Here is a 16,141-nt window from a genome sequence, read left to right on the forward strand (position 1 = left end):
CCGGCCGAGGTCCAGGACGTATCGATACAGGGCCCGGTGAGGGCTCGATGGGCTGTGGCTGCTGCCGGCGCCGGGGGTTTCAGCGCCGGCAGGGCCAAAGGGGCCCAGGGGCCGTGGGGCAAGAAGGGGCAATGCGAGGTGGTGGGATGCGCGGCGGACACCGCGCCCTCATGGAGTCGACCTGGACGCTCATCGACGGCCATGAGGCGATCGAGCGGAAGGTCGAGGACGTACCCGGCGGAGTCCGTACGATCACCACCTCTACCGATGAGAACCTAGTTCCGGTGATTCGTCGGCACGTCCGCGAGATGGCGGATCTAATCGAAAACGGCGGGCGAATCCGAGCCTGGGATCCACTCTTTGCCGAGATCTTCGACCACGCCGAGGCGATCGAGATCGCCATCGAGGACATCGATGGTGGGGTCCTGGTGACCGAGACCTCGGAAGACGAAGAGGTCGCCAAGCTGATCCGTGCCCATGCCTTCAAGGTCCTCGAGTTCGTCGCAAGGGGAGACGAGGCCTATCGGGAATCAACCCCCCTGCCGGAGGATTACTCGCGCAAGGGGCGGTAGAAGGCAAAGCCCAGGCGAGGCAGCCGGCAGGTGCCCAAGATATCCTGGTTCGACCCCGAAAGGGCTCACCTACTGCAATGCCTGCAACAACCTATGACATCGCCGTCGTTGGCGGGGGGATCGTGGGATTGGCCACGGCCAGGTCGCTGCTGCGACAGAACCGCTACACAGTCGCCGTTCTGGAGGCCGAGGACGAGGTCGCCCGGCATCAAACCGGACACAACAGCGGCGTCATCCACTCGGGACTCTACTACAGGCCCGGCTCCCTCAAGGCCAAGAACTGCCTCGAGGGAAGTCGAGCGCTCTACCGCTACTGCAAAAGCCGCCAAATACCCCATGAGCGCTGTGGCAAGCTGGTGGTAGCCGTGGAGCCGCGCGAGCTGCCGGCGCTCGAGGAGCTCGGGCGGCGCGGGCGTGCCAACGGCCTCGTCGGCCTGCGCCCTCTTAGCGGCCGGGAGATTCGAGAGTACGAGCCACACGCGGCTGGCGTTGCGGCTCTCTGGGTTCCCGAAACCGGAATCGTAGACTTTCGCCGCGTGGCAACGGCGTTCGCCGAAGAGATCCAATCCTACGGAGGCGAGATCTACACCTCGCAACGAGTCGAGGCCGTGCGCAGGGAGCCTCCGCGGCTTCTCCTCATCGCGCGAAACGCCGAGGTTCGATGCAGACATCTAGTCAACTGTGCCGGCCTGCAGAGCGACCGACTCGCCCGTCTGTGCGGCTGCGACCCGGGGCTTCGCATCCTGCCCTTTCGTGGCGAGTACTACGAACTGCGTGCCGAGCGCCGGCATCTGGTGCGCAACTTGATCTACCCGGTGCCGGATCCCGACCTGCCGTTTCTCGGCGTCCACTTCACGCGCACCATCGACGGTCGCAGAGAGGCCGGTCCGAACGCGGTTCTGGCTCTCGCCCGCGAGGACTACAGCCGGTTCGGCTTCTCGGCTCGTGACGCAAGTGCTTCGATCTTCTACAAGGGGCTATGGAACCTGGCACAAGACTATCCGCGCACGGCGGCAGCGGAGGTCGTTCGTTCGCTGAGCAGGAGAGCCTTTGTCGCATCTCTGCGAAAACTAGTACCAGCCCTGCGGACCGAGGATGTCCAGCGCGCCGGCTGCGGTATTCGAGCTCAGGCGGTCCTTCCCTCCGGCGCTCTGGTCGACGATTTCCGGATTCTGGATGCCGAGCACTCGACACATGTGCTCAACGCACCATCACCGGCCGCAACCGCCTCGATCAGTATCGGCGAGGCGATCGCCCGCCGCGTGGGCCAGCGAATCCAGACCAAGTAGGCGAGGGTGGCCGAGACAACGGCCACCCTCCTGCTTCAACTCACCGTGACCGGGATCTTCTCTATCGACTCCCTGACCGACTCGGCACTTCTGTGAAACGCGGCGCGCTCTTCATCGGTGAGGGCGATCTCGACGATCTTCTCCATCCCCGAGCGCCCGAGCTGAACCGGTACGCCGGCATATGTATCCGAGATCCCGTACTCGCCCTGGAGATGGGCGGCACACGGGAGAATCTTGTGCTTGTCCTTCAAGATCGCCTCGACCATCTCGGCGATCGCCAGCCCCGGAGCATAGTAGGCCGAACCGGTCTTGAGCAGCTTGACGATCTCGCCGCCGCCCTTGCGCGTGCGCTCGATGATCGCATCGACACGATCGTGCGACATCATCTTGGTGATCGGGACGCCGGCGACGGTCGAATACCGTGCCAGCGGCACCATGCTGTCGCCGTGCCCTCCGAGCACGAATGCGTGGGTGTTCTCGACCGAAACACCGAGCTCCATCGCGATGAACGCCCGCATCCGGGCCGAATCCAGAATTCCCGCCATGCCGATGACCCGCTCGCGTGGGAAGCCCGACGTCCGACGAGCGACTTCGCACATGGCGTCGAGCGGGTTGGTCACCATGATGATGATGGCATCGGGTGAATTCCCTGTAGCGCGGCGGATGCAGCTCTCGACGATCTCTAGGTTCTTGTTGAAGAGATCATCGCGACTCATACCCGGCTTTCGGGGCAGACCGGCGGTCATGACGATGACGTCGGAGCCGGCGGTATCCGCATAGCTGTTGGTGCCGAGGACGGTCGAGTCGAATCCGAAGATCGGAGACGACTCGAAGCTATCGAGGGCCTTCCCCTGGGGAATCCCCTCCAGAATGTCCAGCAGGATGACATCACCCAACTCCAAGCGGGCAATGTTGAAGGCGGCGGTCTCGCCTACGTGGCCGGCGCCAATGACTGTGATCTTGTTTCTCATGGTCTCTCCTTCGAGTTCAGCTTCTTCTTCGTCGACGCTTCCACCTAGGCCGGAACCGGCTCTTCTCTAACCGCTTCCTTCTTCTCACCGGCCTCGCGGAGCTCGAGAGGAACGAACGGACGCTTCGGCTCGCCGAGGTAGATCTGGCGAGGCCTGGCGATCTTGGCCTTGGGGTCCTCGCGCATCTCTTTCCACTGAGCGATCCAGCCCGGCAGTCTCCCGAGAGCGAACATCACCGTGAACATGTCGGTGGGGATACCCATCGCCCGGTAGAGGATGCCGCTGTAGAAGTCGACGTTGGGATAGAGCTTGCGCTCGACGAAGAACGAGTCGCTCAGCGCCACCTCTTCCAAATTCATGGCGATCTTCAGAAGTGGGTCGTCAATGCCCAGCTCGCGCAGAACGTCGTCGGCGGCGGTTTTCAGGATCTTTGCCCGCGGATCGAAGTTCTTGTACACGCGGTGGCCGAATCCCATCAGGCGGAAAGGCGACTTCTTGTCTTTCGCCATATCCACGAACTTGCGGTAGTCGCCTCCGTCATCGCGGATCGTTCGCAGCATCTCGATCACTTTCTGGTTGGCGCCGCCGTGGAGAGGACCCCACAAGGCGTTGACGCCGGCCGCGATCGCCGCAAACAGGTTGGACTGACTCGATCCGACCATTCGCACCGAAGAGGTGCTGCAGTTCTGCTCGTGATCCGCGTGCAGAATGAGCAGCAGATTGAGCGCGTTGTCCAGGACCGGCGACACGACGTACGGCTCCGCCGGCACAGCGAACATCATGCGCAGGAAATTCTCTGTATAGCTCAGATCATTCCGCGGATAGACAAATGGCTGGCCAACCGATTTCTTGTACGAGAACGCCGCGATCGTCTTGGCCTTCGCGAGCAGCCGGACGATGTTGAGGTCGACCTCGTCTTCGTCGCCACTCCACGGATAGAAAGCCGACAGCGACGCCAGCATGGCGGAAAGAACCATCATGGGATGGGCGGAGAGCGGAAAGTCCCTGAAGAACTCCTTCATCTCCTCTCGAATCATCGCGTGATAGGTGAGTCTCTCCTGAAACCTGGACAGCTGCTCGCGGTTGGGCAGGTACCCGTAGATCAGCAGGAAGCAGACCTCTTCGAACCGGGCCGACTGAGCGACCTCTTCGATCGGGTATCCGCGATAGCGCAAGATCCCTTCCTCTCCGTTGATAAACGTGATGGTGCTCAGACAGGAGCCGGTGTTTCCGTAGCCGGGATCGAGCGCGATGGCACCGGTCGTGGCTCGCAGGGAGCTGAAATCGATTCCGATCTCATTCTCGGTTCCCACCTTCACGGGGAACTGATACTCGTTGCCGTTCAGGGTTAACTTGGCGGATTGCATGGCGTACCTCCTTCGGCGGTGGTGATGGGATGTAAATCACTTCCCCATAGGTATGAGGACTCTGCCGCCCTTCGGTAGCCCGGCGGTCTTGTCTGGGCAGGCGAGGACCCGTAGCTTTGCGGCACCGGCTTTGGCCGGCTGTGCCGTTATCGGGGCAGTCTCCTGAGTACTATGAAAACTGTCTATTTGCCACACCCGAAAGGGTGGGATGCGCGCGCGGCGCCGGCTATTCGGTGGTCGCCGGCTCGCTGCCGCCGGCGAGCGCGGCCTGGAGCGTGTGCCAGGCGAGCGTGGCACACTTGACCCGCACCGGGAACTCGCGCACGCCCTCGAAGACCGCGAGCTTGCCGAGCTCGGCGCTGGCCTTGGCCTTGACGCTCGGATCGCCGGTCAGAAGCTCGTGAAAGCTCTCGAAGAGCTTTTCGCTCTCGGCCAGGGGCTTTCCCTTGATCGCCTCGGTCATGAGCGAGGCCGAGGCTTTGGAAATCGCGCAACCGGAACCCTCGAACTTGATGTCACGGATGGTCCCTCCCTCCTCGTCCCGAACAACATCGACATAGAGCGTCAGCCGATCACCGCAAAGCGGGTTGTAGCCGTCGGCGTGACGAACCCGACCTTCTCCCTCCAGGGAATCTTCCAGCCTGCCGAAGTTCCGCGGGTTCTTGTTGTGGTCCAGGATGACCTCTTGGTAGAGATCGAAAAGCTCCGACATCAGCCGTTCATCCACAGCATCCACGTCATCCAAAAACCTCGCCGACCTTCTCCAGCCCCACGACCAGGCGGTCGATCTCTGCCCTGGTGTTGTAGAGGGCCAGCGACGCCCGCGCCGTAGCCGGAACACCGTAGCGATCCATGACCGGCTGCGCGCAATGGTGTCCGGTGCGCACCGCGATGCCCTCGCGATCCAGAATCGTGCCTATGTCGTGGGGATGAGCTCCCGCCATGACAAAGGACAGTACCCCGGCCTTGCGGCGCGCGGTACCCACCAGCCGCAAACCGCTCACCGACTCCAGGGCGGCCGTAGCGTAGGCAAGCAGCTCCTCCTCGTAGGCCTGAATCGCCTCCATCCCGAGGCTCTCGAGGTAGTCGACCGTTGTGCCCAGGGCCACGCTTCCCGCGATGTTGGGCGTGCCCGCCTCGAAGCGAGCCGGCGCCGGGGCGTATTCGGTCTTCTCGAACGTCACCGATCGGATCATCTCGCCGCCGCCCTGATAGGGGGGCATCGCGTCGAGAAGCTCCTTCTTGCCGTAGAGCGCGCCAATCCCGCTAGGGCCGAAGGCCTTGTGCCCGGAGAAAGTATAGAACTCGCAATCCAGCTCGGCGACGTTGATCCGAAGATGGGGCGCGGCCTGAGCACCGTCGAGGAGCACGGGGATTCCGCGCTCGTGCGCCATCTCGATGATCGTCTCTACCGGATTGATCGTCCCCAGCGCATTGGAGACATGGATCGTCGCCAGAAGCTTGGTGCGCTCGGACATCAGCCTCTCGAGCTCTTCCAGAATAACGTCGCCGCGATCGTCGATTGGCGCCACCACGAGCTTGGCGCCTTTCTCTGCGCAGAGCATCTGCCACGGCACGATGTTCGAGTGATGCTCCATGGTGGTGATGAGCACCTCGTCGCCCTCACCGACATGCTCGCGGCCGTACGTCGAGGCGACCAGGTTGATCGCCTCGGTAGTACCGCGCACGAAGACGATCTCGTTGGATTCGGGTGCCCCCAGAAAACGCTGGACCTTGTGTCGAGCATCTTCGTAGGCCACCGTCGCCTTGGCCGAAAGGTAATGCACACCGCGATGGACGTTGGCGTAGTACTCCCGGTAGCAGCGCGCTTCGGCCTCGATCACCGCCTCCGGCTTCTGCGCCGATGCCGCACTGTCCAAGTAGGCCAGCGGCTTGCCGTAGGGCTCAATGGACAGCGCCGGGAAATCCCTGCGGATCGCCTCGACGTCGAACTGGGGCTTGCCGGCCTGCTGGTGAGCTAGTGTCATGGAATTCGGGGACACAATACGTATTGTGTCCCCCATGTCTCAAACCGCCTGCCGCACGACCTCGCCTCGGGGCAGCCGCCGAAACAGGAACTCTTCGAGATCGCGCCGTACCATCTTGTCCCTGATGCGCTGCACGATGTCCGCGCAGAATGCGTAGGTCAGAAGGCTGCGAGCCGCTTCCTCGCCGATTCCTCGCGAGCGTAGATAGAAGATGCCGAGCTCGTCTAGCTGCCCCACGGTCGAACCGTGCGTGCAGCGCACGTCATCGGCGAAGATCTCGAGCTGCGGATTCGAGTTGACCAGCGCCGTCGGTGACAGCAGGAGATTGCGGTTGGTCTGCTTGGCGTCGGTCTTCTGGGCACCCTTGTGAACGAAGATCCGGCCGTTGAAAACCGCCCGTGCCTGGCCCTCGAGAATACCCTTGAAGAGCTCATGGCTGTCGCAGTGCGGAGCCACGTGATCCACCCGCATGTGATTATCGACCAACTGCTTGCCTTCGACCAGGTAGAGGCCGTTCAAGGTCGCCTCGCAGCCCTCGCCGTCGAGCACGGCGTTGACATCATTGCGAACCAAGCCGCCGCCCCAGGAGATCGAGTGCGCGCAGAAGTTACTCGAACGCTCCAGATAGATCTGGAAGGTCGCCATGTGAAAGGCGCCGGTCGACTCGCGCTGGAGCTTGTAGTGATCGACCACGGCGTTCGGGGCCAGAACAACCTCGGTGACCGGGCAGGCGAAATGCCTCCCCGCGGTGTCACCCTCGCCCGCGGTCGCGAACTGCTCGATGATCCTCCCCTGTGAGTTCTCCTCGGCAACGAAGAGGCTGCGCGGGAAGCAGGCCACCGGCGCGTCAGTGCCGAGTCCGAGATGAAGAACATGAATCGGCGTCTCGACAACCGCATTCCTCGGGAAGAACACGAACACACCGCTCTCATGAAGGGCGGTGTTGAGGGCCACGAAGGCGTGGTTGTCGAACTTGGCGTGACGGCCGAGATACGGCTCGACCAGGTCCGGATGCTCGCTCCAAGCCCGCTCGAGAGTCGAGATGACGACACCCTCGGGAAGCGTGTCGAGACGAGACAGGTCGGCCCGGAAGACCCCGTTGACGAATACCAGCTCGTGGGTATTCGGATAACGAAAGCGCTCGCAGTCCGCCTCCGAGACTGCGCTCGCATTCGCTTTAAACGTGAACGAGGATTCGGCGATCGCTCGGACGTCGGTCGAGCGCCAGTCCTCCAGTCTCTTGGTCGGGAAGCCGAGCTCGCCGAACCGCGTCATCGCCTCCCGGCGGAGGCCGGCCATCCGCCCGGGCTCCGCGTTGCCCCGGCCGGCCGAGACTCGGTCGAAAAGTCGGGCGTAGGCCGCGGCCTCGAGGCCGGCTCGAGAGAGGCCGGCTGCCGCCGCATCAGGCATGGTCTCGGGCACCGTCTCAGACATGGGCGACCGCCTCTTCTTTGACCTTGCTCTCGAGCCAGGAATAGCCCTTCTCCTCGAGCTCCAACGCCAGCTCTTTGCCGCCCGAGCGGACAATCTTGCCGTCGACGAGTACGTGCACCACATCGGGCACGATGTAATTGAGCAGCCTCTGGTAGTGGGTGATGACCAGGAAGGCTCGGCCTTCCGAACGCATCGAGTTGACGCCGTCGGCAACGATCTTGAGAGCATCGATGTCGAGACCGGAGTCGGTTTCGTCCAACACCGCGAGCACCGGATCCAGCACCGCCATGTGGAAGATCTCGTTGCGCTTCTTCTCTCCACCCGAGAAACCTTCGTTGACCGGCCGATTGAGAAGAGCCTCGTCCATCTTGACCAGGGCCATCTTCTCGCGCACATAGGTGAGAAAGTCCATCGCGTCCATCTCTTCCTGGCCGCGGTGCTTGCGAATCGCGTTGAGCGCCGCCTTCAGAAAGTAGACGTTCGAAACGCCCGGAATCTCGACGGGATACTGAAAGGCCAGAAACAGGCCTTCACGCGCCCGCTCTTCCGGAGCGGCCTCCGATAGATCCTCGCCCTTGTAGATGATCTCGCCCTCGGTGACCTCGTAGGCCTCGCGGCCGGCCAGGACCTGGGCCAGCGTCGATTTCCCGGAGCCATTCGGTCCCATGATCGCGTGCACTTCACCCTTGTTGATGGTCAGGTCCACGCCTTTGAGTATTTCCGCGTCCTCCACGCTGACGTGGAGGTCCTTGATTTCAAGCAAACTCATGCTGCAGTTCTCTCCTCGGTTTCCGGTGTGTCTCTGGACCCGCTGACGCGAGCCCGATGGTTGTCGTTGCCGCTTCTTCCTCTAGCCGACGCTGCCTTCCAGGCTAATCTCGAGTAGTTTTCTCGCCTCGACAGCGAACTCCATCGGCAGTTCCTTGAAGACCTCCTTGCAGAAGCCGTTGACGATCATCGAAACCGCGTCCTCGGTCTCGATGCCACGGCTGTTGCAGTAGAAGAGCTGGTCTTCGCCGATCTTCGAAGTCGACGCCTCGTGCTCCATACGCGCGGACGGGTTCTGAACGTCGATGTACGGGAACGTGTGCGCACCGCACTTCTCTCCGAGCAGCATCGAATCGCACTGAGAGAAGTTCCGAGCACCGTCAGCGCCTTTCAGAATCTTGACCCCACCCCGGTAGGTATTCTGGCCATTGCCCGCCGAGATGCCCTTGGAGACAATGGTCGAGGTGGTGTTCTTGCCGACGTGGATCATCTTGGTGCCGGTGTCCGCCTGCTGCCAGCCCTTGGAAAGGGCCACCGAGTAGAACTCGCCGACGGTGTCGTCGCCCTTGAGGATGACACTCGGGTACTTCCAGGTGATCGACGAGCCGGTCTCGACCTGGGTCCAGGAGATCTTCGCCGCCCGGCCGGCCGCAATGCCGCGCTTGGTGACGAAGTTGTAGATCCCGCCCTTGCCGGTCTCCATGTCCCCGGGATACCAGTTCTGCACCGTCGAGTATTTGATCGTCGCGGTCTCGTGGGCGTAGAGCTCGACCACGGCCGCATGGAGTTGGTTCTCGTCGCGCATGGGCGCCGTGCAACCCTCGAGGTAGCTCACGTGCGCGCCCTCATCGGCGATGATCAGCGTGCGCTCGAACTGGCCCGTGTTCATGGCATTGATCCGGAAGTAAGTCGAGAGCTCCATGGGGCAGCGTACGCCCTTGGGCACATAGACGAACGAGCCGTCTGAGAAGACCGCCGAGTTCAAGGCGGCGAAGAAGTTGTCGTTGCGCGGAACGACCTTGCCCAGGTACTCCTTGACCAGCTCCGGGTGATCCTTCACAGCCTCGGACATGGAACAGAAGATGACCCCGGCCTCGGCCAGCTTGCCCTTGAATGTAGTGGCCACCGAGACGCTGTCGAAAACCGCGTCGACGGCCACCCCGGCCAGGATCTTCTGCTCCTGAAGCGGGATTCCCAGCTTTTCGTAGGTGGCCAGGATCTCTGGATCGACCTCGTCCAGGCTCTTGGGCCCGTCACCCGCCGACTTCGGCGCCGAATAGTACGAGACCGATTGATAGTCGATCGGATCGTACTTGATGTTGGCCCAGGTCGGCTCTTTCATCTCGAGCCAGTCACGGTAGGCCTTGAGGCGCCATTCGAGCAACCACTCGGGCTCGCCCTTCTTGGCCGAGATGAAGCGCACCACATCCTCGTTGAGGCCGGGCGGCAACGTCTCCTGCTCGATATCGGTGACGAAGCCGGCTTCGTACTCCTGGGCTACGTGCTGCTCCAGAAGCTCGGTGTCGGAAGCCGGAGTTGTCGGGGTTGTCGGGGTCGCGGTTTCAGGCATGCTTGTACTCCTAGCGCTGGGTTCAGTCCGTGGGCCAGCCGGCCGACTTGGCGTCGTCGGCGCCGCCGCCCAGGGTAACGAGCTCGGCGCCGATGGGGTGGGTCATTTCAGCGAGGGTGATGTTCTCGAGGGCATGACGGATGGCATGATTGATCCGCTGCCAGTTCGCACGCACACCACAGAAGGACTCCTGCGAACACTCACCCGGGGTATCGTCGATGCACTCGGTAATGGCTATCGGACCGTCCAGGGCCGTGATGATCTCGGCGACCGTGATCCTCTCGGCTTCACGGGCCAGGCAGTAGCCTCCCTTTACTCCGCGGTGAGACTCCAGAAGCCCGGCCCGGCCGAGCAGCTTCAGGATCTTCGAAACCGTGGGCAGCGGCAGCTGAACCACTCCGGCCAGCTCCGAGGCATTGACCAGCCGGTCGGGCTCGCTGGCCATTCGAGTCAGCAAAACGATGCCGTAGTCGGCCTGCTTGGTCATACGAATCACGGTAGGTCTTCCCTTCGGCCCCCTTCGATCGGGGGGGGGCTCCGAAATTCGGACTATTTTAGTCCGAATTAGACCGAAATCGTAGCAAATGCGGGACTCTTGTCAAGTCCGAGTCCGCTTCTCGGTCGGTCTCACTCAGGCCTTATCGGCGTGGCGCGCTGCGGCGGCCGCCGCCATGGGTGCCGCCGGTCCCATCAGGACGGCAAGCCAGCGTAGCTCCTCGGATTGCTCGAGGACGATCTTGATGATCATGGTCAACGGAACCGACAGGATCATCCCGATGGGCCCCCAAATCCATCCCCAAAAGACCATGGCCATGAAGACGACCAACGTCGACAGGCCGAACTGGCGCCCCATGAGTACCGGCTCGATCAGATTGCCGAGCAGGAAATTGATCGCCAGAAAGAGGATCGCCACGACCAGGGCGGTGCCCCAGCCCTGCTGCACGAGGGCTACCAGGACCGCCGGCACCGCCGCGATGATCGAGCCGATGGCGGGGATGTAGTTGAGCAGAAAGGCGAGGACGGCCCAGAACAGAGGAACCGGCAGGTCCACAATCCAGACGCCGAGCCCGACCAGGACCCCGGTCGCGAAACTGACCAGGGTCTTGACGCCCAGATACCGCTGAATATCCGCCATGACGCCTTTGACGTTCCGCGACACGAGCTTGCCGTACCGGGTGCGCTTGAGCTTCTCGGGCAGCGCGACCACCTCGAACATCGCGGTGATCAGGATCACGAAGACCAGCAGCACATAGGAAACGAAAGACGCGACACCCTTGACCGTGCCGCGCACGATTCCACCGGCGAGGTCCATGATCGCCCCTGCGTCCAGTCGATCCGGCGAGATCCATGTCGAGAGGTCGATTCCCCGCTCCTGGAGAGTCGTGAGAAGGGCCCGGGTCTTCTCGACCAGGCCGTTCAAATAGGCCGGGGCGGCCCGCGCGAACTCGTTAAAGGTACTCGAGATCAAGTAGCCGAGGATCGAAAGAGCGGCGCATTCGAGCAGCACCGTCACCAGAACCGCAAGCGACAGACGCACGCCTTTTCGACAGAGCCACTCGACAATGGGAAACCCGATCAAGGCCAGGAAAATCGCGAACATGAAAGGAATCAAAACGGCGCCCGCCGCCCGGAGACCGGCGACGACGATGACGCCTGCCGCCGTCAACAAGAGTCCCCTGCCGAGTGGGAGCTCCTTGTCTGATGAGCCGGATGACACAGTGGGTTAACGGTATCAGGGAGTAGATCGACAGTCGCGATGAATCCGGACCGATAGGGTCGCGCCGGTGCTGCCTTTCCGGGAGCGAAGAGAGGCTCCCTTCGAGGCACACGCGGCGCTCCCTTCAGCAATCGAACCACCACCGAATCAGTGTGCGGGGGATCGAAAGCGACAACAACGAACTCTACGCTCGGCTAAAGCGGGAAGTCCCTCAAGAACCGCGAGAGCTCTGCTGGCCGAAGCGAGCAGATGATGGACACCGGGAACAGGCGCGACCCGACAACCACTAGAGACACGCTCGTGAAGGAGCGCGTGGTGAGTCTCGGAGCGAGCCTCTCCGCGCTCGCGGAGAGACTGCGCCCGCGCAACTCTATCCCTACAGCGAGTTCAGAGATTTCGTTCCGACTAGGCGAACGATCTACCTTGCCGCCACCAACTCCTCGACCACGCTGGGCTCGGCCAGAGTCGAGATGTCGCCAAGATCCTCGGTGTCGCCGGCCGCAATCTTTCTCAGGATGCGCCGCATGATCTTCCCCGAGCGGGTCTTGGGCAGACCTCGAGCGATCTGAATTCGGTCGGGCGTGGCAATCGGACCGATCTCGGTCCGCACCTGCTTGCGGAGCGTGGCAACCAGATCCTCCTCCGAAAGGTGGTCGAAGCCGTGGTTGATCAGCACATAGGCATAGATGCCTGTGCCCTTGATCTCATGCGGGAAGCCAACCACGGCGGCCTCGGCTACGGCATCATGGGCGACCAAGGCGCTCTCGACTTCGGCCGTACCCATGCGGTGACCGGAGACGTTGAGCACGTCATCGACCCGGCCCGTGATCCAGTAGTAGCCATCCTCGTCCCGACGGCAACCGTCGCCGGTGAAATAGAGACCCGGAAAGTGCGAAAAATAGATCTCGCGAAAACGCGCGTGATCTCCCCATATCGTGCGCGCCTGCCCGGGCCAGCTGCGCCTGATGCACAGATTCCCCGAGACGCCATTGCCCTCAATCTCACTACCCTCTTCGTCGACCAGGACTGGATCGACACCGAACAGCGGCAAGGTGGCTGAGCCTGGCTTGGTAGGTGTCGCTCCGGGCAGCGGTGAGATCAGGATGCCGCCGGTCTCGGTCTGCCACCACGTGTCAACGATCGCGCACTCCCCGTTGCCCACGAGGTCGTGGTACCACTGCCACACTTCTGGGTTGATCGGCTCGCCGACGGTGCCGAGGATTCGAAGGCTCTTGCGACTGTACTTCGTCACCCACTCATCGCCTTCGCGCATGATCGCCCGGATCGCCGTCGGCGCCGTATAGAAGATCGTTACGCCCAGATCGTCCACGAGCTGCCAGTAGCGGCCGGCGTCTGGATAGAGTGGCGTGGACTCGAACATCACCGTGGTTGCGCCGTTAGCCAGCGGACCGTAGATGATGTAGGTGTGCCCGGTGACCCAGCCAATGTCGGCGACGCACGCATAGACGTCGTCCTCATGCACATCGAATACTTGCCGATGGGTCATCGCCGCATAGGTAAGGTAGCCGCCCGTGGTGTGCAGCAGCCCCTTCGGTTTTCCGGTCGAGCCCGAGGTGTAGAGAATGAATAGCGGATCTTCCGAGTCCATCCAAGCGACCGGTGCGGTGGCCCGTTCGCGCTCGAGAGCCTCCTCGAGCCAGACGTCACGCCCTTCATGCATCGGAACGTCGGTGTCGGTTCGCCGGGCCACCAGAACCGTCTCGACAAAATCCAGTCCTTCGACAGCCTCGTCGACCGTCTTCTTCAGAGGAATCGTGCGGCCGCCCCGCAGGCCTTCGTTCGCGGTAACCACCCAGCGCGCTTCGGCGTCGACAACTCGATCACGAAGAGCGCTGGCCGAAAAGCCCGCGAAAACGATCGAATGGATCGCACCGATTCGCGCGCACGCCAGCATCGTCGCCGCGAGCTCCGGGATCATCGGCAGATAGATCGCAACGCGATCCCCCTTGCGCACGCCGTAGCGGGACAGGACGTTGGCCATCCGGCAAACCATGCGTTTGAGCTCGCGATACGAGATGTGGCGGTACTCGCCGGCTTCATCCGCGGCCCAGATGATCGCCGTCTTGTCGCCCCGGTCGGCCAGATGCCGGTCGACGCAATTGTGGCAGACATTCAGTTGACCGCCACCGAACCAGGAGAAGTCGACCGCGTCGTAGTCACCCTCCACAACCGAGTTCGGAGGATGAAACCAGCTCAGGCGCTCGGCCTCCCCGAGCCAGAACTCTTCGGGATGCTCGAGGCTCTGTCGAAGGAGTTTTTCGTACTCCTCCATCGAGGAGATGTGTGCGTTCTTGGCAACGTTGTCTTTGACCGGAATCATGCTGTAAACCTCCTGAAAACGGGCTGAACCCCGTCGTACTAAAAAGCCGGTGCGATCTTAGCCAAGCTGACGTGCAAACGTCGCCCGCCGTCGGGGTAGGTCGGGACACACGGTGACGGGGTGGCTCTCTAAAGCCGGACGCCCAGGTCCTCGAAGTCCCGCTCAGCGCGCTTGGCCCAGCCCCGGTTGGCCAACGGGCTGGCCGGCGACGGGTGAAGAATGCTGCCGATGCGCAGGTCGAGACCGGCAAGCGCTCGGCGCGCTCGTCGTTCGGCCCACTTGCCGACACCGACCACCAGCTTCGGCTCGAGCGCTCGCACGGTCTCGGCCAGCGCCTGATCACAGATCTCCAGCAGCGGCTCCCGCTCGCTCTCCGGAAGCCTGTCCGGCGTGCGATTGCGGCCGCTCTCCTCCATGAACGACAACGGGCAGTAGTTGGCGATGAAAAAGCGCTGGAAGAAGGCCTCGGGTGTGCCGAAACGGTCTCGCGCCCAGCCCCAGAGGCGGCGTCCGCTGACCTCGCTTCGGGAACAGCAGAAGCCGTCGACCGGTCGTTTGGGGTGCTCCTTCGCGGGCCGAGCGACCTGGGTCTCGATGCCCAGCCAATCGCGCACCAGCGCTACTTCACCGAAGGGAACTCCGGTCTGCGCCATGCCCCAGGGACCGGGGTTCATCCCCAACAGGACGACCTCTTTGGGAGACGAACCGTAGAGTTCGAGATAGAGCCGGTGGGGCTTCCAAGCGTAGTCGAGCGGGTTGTAGACGTGGGTGACCGGCGCACCGAAGCTTAGCTTCGCGACTTCGCGACCCAGCCGGCGTGCGCTCGAGACCAGTGACAAGATACCGCCGAGTCAGACGAGCTCGGCGATGCTTGCCAGGCACCGGTCGACCTCTTCTTTCGTATTGTAGAAGTGAGCCGCGATTCGCAGGAAGCCCTGGCGATCGGCGACTTGGATGTCGCGCGCCGCGAGTTGCTTGGCCAGAGTCTTCGCGGAGACGTCGGGGTGCGTGGCAGCCACGATGCCGGATTCCGCACCCGGCAGCCTCTCGGTCGCGAGCTCGAAGCCCAGACCAGCGAGTCCGAGCTCGACTCGTCGGGCGAGCTCCAATACGCGCCTACCGATACGCTCAGGGCCAATCTCGAGCTGCCAGTCGATGGCGGCGCCCAGGCCGTAGATGCCGGCGATGTTGGCGGTTCCGCACTCGAAACGACCGGCCCCGGCTGCATAGTCCGGCGGATCGGAGACCCGGCCAAAAACATCCTTGACCGACAACCAGCCCCGAATCACCGGACGGACACGCTCGAGAGCGCGTTCCGAGATATAGAAAAGGCCAATGCCCTCCCCCCCGAGGAGCCACTTGTGCGAACCCGCCACGCACACGTCGACTCGGCATTCAGACACCGAAAGCGGCAGAGCTCCCAGGCCCTGAATCGCGTCCACAACCAGGAGGGCGTCGTAGGCACGACAGAGTTCGGACAGCGCCGCCAGATCGATCCGAAAGCCGCTCGCATACTGCACCCAAGAAAGGGCCACGACGCGAGTCCTCGAGTTCATCGCGCTCTCCAGCGCCTCGAGAGGAATCCGCCCGCTCACCTCGGCGACGCGGTGCAGTTCGACACCGCGGTCCGCAAGAGTCAGCCACGGGTAGACGTTGGCCGGAAACTCACTGGCGGCGCTCACGACATTGTCGCCCTCTTGCCATGCGAAACCCTCCGCCACATACGACAAGCCGGTTGAAGTGTTGGGCACGAAGGCGATCTGATGCGTGTGGCGCGCCCCGAGCAACTTGGCCGCGCGTCCGCGCACCCGATCGCATTCGGCCAAGCGGTCCATCCAGATCGCGTCGGGTCCCGCGGCCGCTTCGCGCAGCGCCCGGTCAACGGCCGACATGACCCGGAAAGGCAGCGGCGAGACCGCCGCATGATTCAGATAGACGCAGTACGCGGGGAGCGAGAACTCGGTCCTCCAGCGCTTGGTTTCCTCCCCCTCCGAGACGGTCTCTGACAGCATTCTGGAGAGAAATCCTATGCTATATTTTCCTATCCAGATGGGATTTCCTCCGGGCCGACGACGGTCCGACCCGGAGTAGAGGAATTAAGGAAACTTTTCACAAATTGGAGGA

14 protein-coding genes and 1 riboswitch are annotated in these 16,141 nt (G+C 62.6%); of the genes, 2 read left to right on the forward strand and 12 right to left on the reverse strand.

Translation table 11 applies throughout. The features are described 5' to 3' along the window. Nucleotides 1-131: 131 nt before the first annotated feature. Nucleotides 132-572, forward strand: a complete 441-nt coding sequence (locus GY769_12535; protein MCP4202748.1) for a hypothetical protein — start codon at nucleotides 132-134, stop codon at nucleotides 570-572. A 77-nt stretch (nucleotides 573-649) separates the two neighbouring features. Further along, complete coding sequence (lhgO, locus tag GY769_12540; GenBank protein MCP4202749.1) at nucleotides 650-1,861, forward strand: L-2-hydroxyglutarate oxidase; 1,212 nt, start codon at nucleotides 650-652, stop codon at nucleotides 1,859-1,861. Between the two features lie 35 nt (nucleotides 1,862-1,896). Here lhgO and mdh read toward each other — a convergent pair whose 3' ends face one another. From mdh to GY769_12600, 12 genes are all read right to left on the reverse strand, one after another. Then, on the reverse strand, nucleotides 1,897-2,832 hold the full coding sequence (mdh, locus tag GY769_12545; GenBank protein MCP4202750.1) for a malate dehydrogenase: 936 nt from the start codon (nucleotides 2,830-2,832) through the stop codon (nucleotides 1,897-1,899). 44 nt (nucleotides 2,833-2,876) lie between these two features. After that, entirely contained in the window at nucleotides 2,877-4,199 is a 1,323-nt protein-coding gene (locus GY769_12550; GenBank protein MCP4202751.1) for a citrate synthase, read from the reverse strand. Between the two features lie 70 nt (nucleotides 4,200-4,269). Beyond that, a riboswitch (cyclic di-GMP riboswitch) is annotated at nucleotides 4,270-4,354 on the reverse strand. Nucleotides 4,355-4,425: 71 nt separating this feature from the next. Next, the gene (locus tag GY769_12555) at nucleotides 4,426-4,911 is read right to left on the reverse strand and encodes an SUF system NifU family Fe-S cluster assembly protein (GenBank protein ID MCP4202752.1); all 486 of its coding nucleotides are present in this window, start codon (nucleotides 4,909-4,911) and stop codon (nucleotides 4,426-4,428) included. Between the two features lie 25 nt (nucleotides 4,912-4,936). Beyond that, nucleotides 4,937-6,187, reverse strand: a complete 1,251-nt coding sequence (locus tag GY769_12560) for a cysteine desulfurase (GenBank protein ID MCP4202753.1) — start codon at nucleotides 6,185-6,187, stop codon at nucleotides 4,937-4,939. 39 nt (nucleotides 6,188-6,226) lie between these two features. Next, nucleotides 6,227-7,621 carry a Fe-S cluster assembly protein SufD gene (gene sufD / locus GY769_12565; GenBank protein MCP4202754.1) on the reverse strand — a complete coding sequence of 465 codons (1,395 nt, stop codon included), beginning with the start codon at nucleotides 7,619-7,621 and terminating at the stop codon, nucleotides 6,227-6,229. Beyond that, nucleotides 7,614-8,390, reverse strand: coding sequence for a Fe-S cluster assembly ATPase SufC (sufC, locus tag GY769_12570; protein ID MCP4202755.1), 777 nt, complete (start codon nucleotides 8,388-8,390; stop codon nucleotides 7,614-7,616). Before sufC ends, sufD begins: the two co-directional genes overlap by 8 nt. A gap of 81 nt (nucleotides 8,391-8,471) precedes the next feature. Then, nucleotides 8,472-9,959, reverse strand: a complete 1,488-nt coding sequence (sufB, locus tag GY769_12575) for a Fe-S cluster assembly protein SufB (GenBank protein MCP4202756.1) — start codon at nucleotides 9,957-9,959, stop codon at nucleotides 8,472-8,474. A gap of 22 nt (nucleotides 9,960-9,981) precedes the next feature. After that, a complete protein-coding gene (locus GY769_12580; GenBank protein ID MCP4202757.1) occupies nucleotides 9,982-10,455 on the reverse strand; it encodes an SUF system Fe-S cluster assembly regulator in 474 nt (157 codons plus the stop codon). Nucleotides 10,456-10,590: 135 nt separating this feature from the next. Beyond that, nucleotides 10,591-11,625 (reverse strand): AI-2E family transporter, encoded by a 1,035-nt coding sequence (locus GY769_12585; GenBank protein MCP4202758.1) that lies wholly within the window; start codon nucleotides 11,623-11,625, stop codon nucleotides 10,591-10,593. 469 nt (nucleotides 11,626-12,094) lie between these two features. Then, nucleotides 12,095-14,017, reverse strand: coding sequence for an acetate--CoA ligase (gene acs / locus GY769_12590; protein MCP4202759.1), 1,923 nt, complete (start codon nucleotides 14,015-14,017; stop codon nucleotides 12,095-12,097). A gap of 128 nt (nucleotides 14,018-14,145) precedes the next feature. Continuing rightward, complete coding sequence (locus tag GY769_12595) at nucleotides 14,146-14,856, reverse strand: single-strand selective monofunctional uracil-DNA glycosylase (protein ID MCP4202760.1); 711 nt, start codon at nucleotides 14,854-14,856, stop codon at nucleotides 14,146-14,148. 12 nt (nucleotides 14,857-14,868) lie between these two features. After that, nucleotides 14,869-16,029, reverse strand: coding sequence for an aminotransferase class V-fold PLP-dependent enzyme (locus GY769_12600; protein ID MCP4202761.1), 1,161 nt, complete (start codon nucleotides 16,027-16,029; stop codon nucleotides 14,869-14,871). Nucleotides 16,030-16,141 lie beyond the last annotated feature (112 nt).

This window comes from bacterium (assembly GCA_024224155.1).
GTDB lineage: Bacteria > Acidobacteriota > Thermoanaerobaculia > Multivoradales > JAHEKO01 > CALZIK01.

What these genes read in the sequence shown, in the direction of transcription:
- acs (MCP4202759.1), bottom strand. Translation starts at nt 14,017, where the DNA reads ATGATTCCGGTCAAAGACAACGTTGCCAAGAACGCACACATCTCCTCG.
- sufB (MCP4202756.1), bottom strand. Translation starts at nt 9,959, where the DNA reads ATGCCTGAAACCGCGACCCCGACAACCCCGACAACTCCGGCTTCCGAC.
- GY769_12535 (MCP4202748.1), top strand. Translation starts at nt 132, where the DNA reads ATGCGAGGTGGTGGGATGCGCGGCGGACACCGCGCCCTCATGGAGTCG.
- lhgO (MCP4202749.1), top strand. Translation starts at nt 650, where the DNA reads ATGCCTGCAACAACCTATGACATCGCCGTCGTTGGCGGGGGGATCGTG.
- mdh (MCP4202750.1), bottom strand. Translation starts at nt 2,832, where the DNA reads ATGAGAAACAAGATCACAGTCATTGGCGCCGGCCACGTAGGCGAGACC.
- GY769_12560 (MCP4202753.1), bottom strand. Translation starts at nt 6,187, where the DNA reads ATGACACTAGCTCACCAGCAGGCCGGCAAGCCCCAGTTCGACGTCGAG.
- GY769_12600 (MCP4202761.1), bottom strand. Translation starts at nt 16,029, where the DNA reads ATGCTGTCAGAGACCGTCTCGGAGGGGGAGGAAACCAAGCGCTGGAGG.
- sufD (MCP4202754.1), bottom strand. Translation starts at nt 7,621, where the DNA reads ATGTCTGAGACGGTGCCCGAGACCATGCCTGATGCGGCGGCAGCCGGC.
- GY769_12555 (MCP4202752.1), bottom strand. Translation starts at nt 4,911, where the DNA reads ATGTCGGAGCTTTTCGATCTCTACCAAGAGGTCATCCTGGACCACAAC.
- sufC (MCP4202755.1), bottom strand. Translation starts at nt 8,390, where the DNA reads ATGAGTTTGCTTGAAATCAAGGACCTCCACGTCAGCGTGGAGGACGCG.
- GY769_12550 (MCP4202751.1), bottom strand. Translation starts at nt 4,199, where the DNA reads ATGCAATCCGCCAAGTTAACCCTGAACGGCAACGAGTATCAGTTCCCC.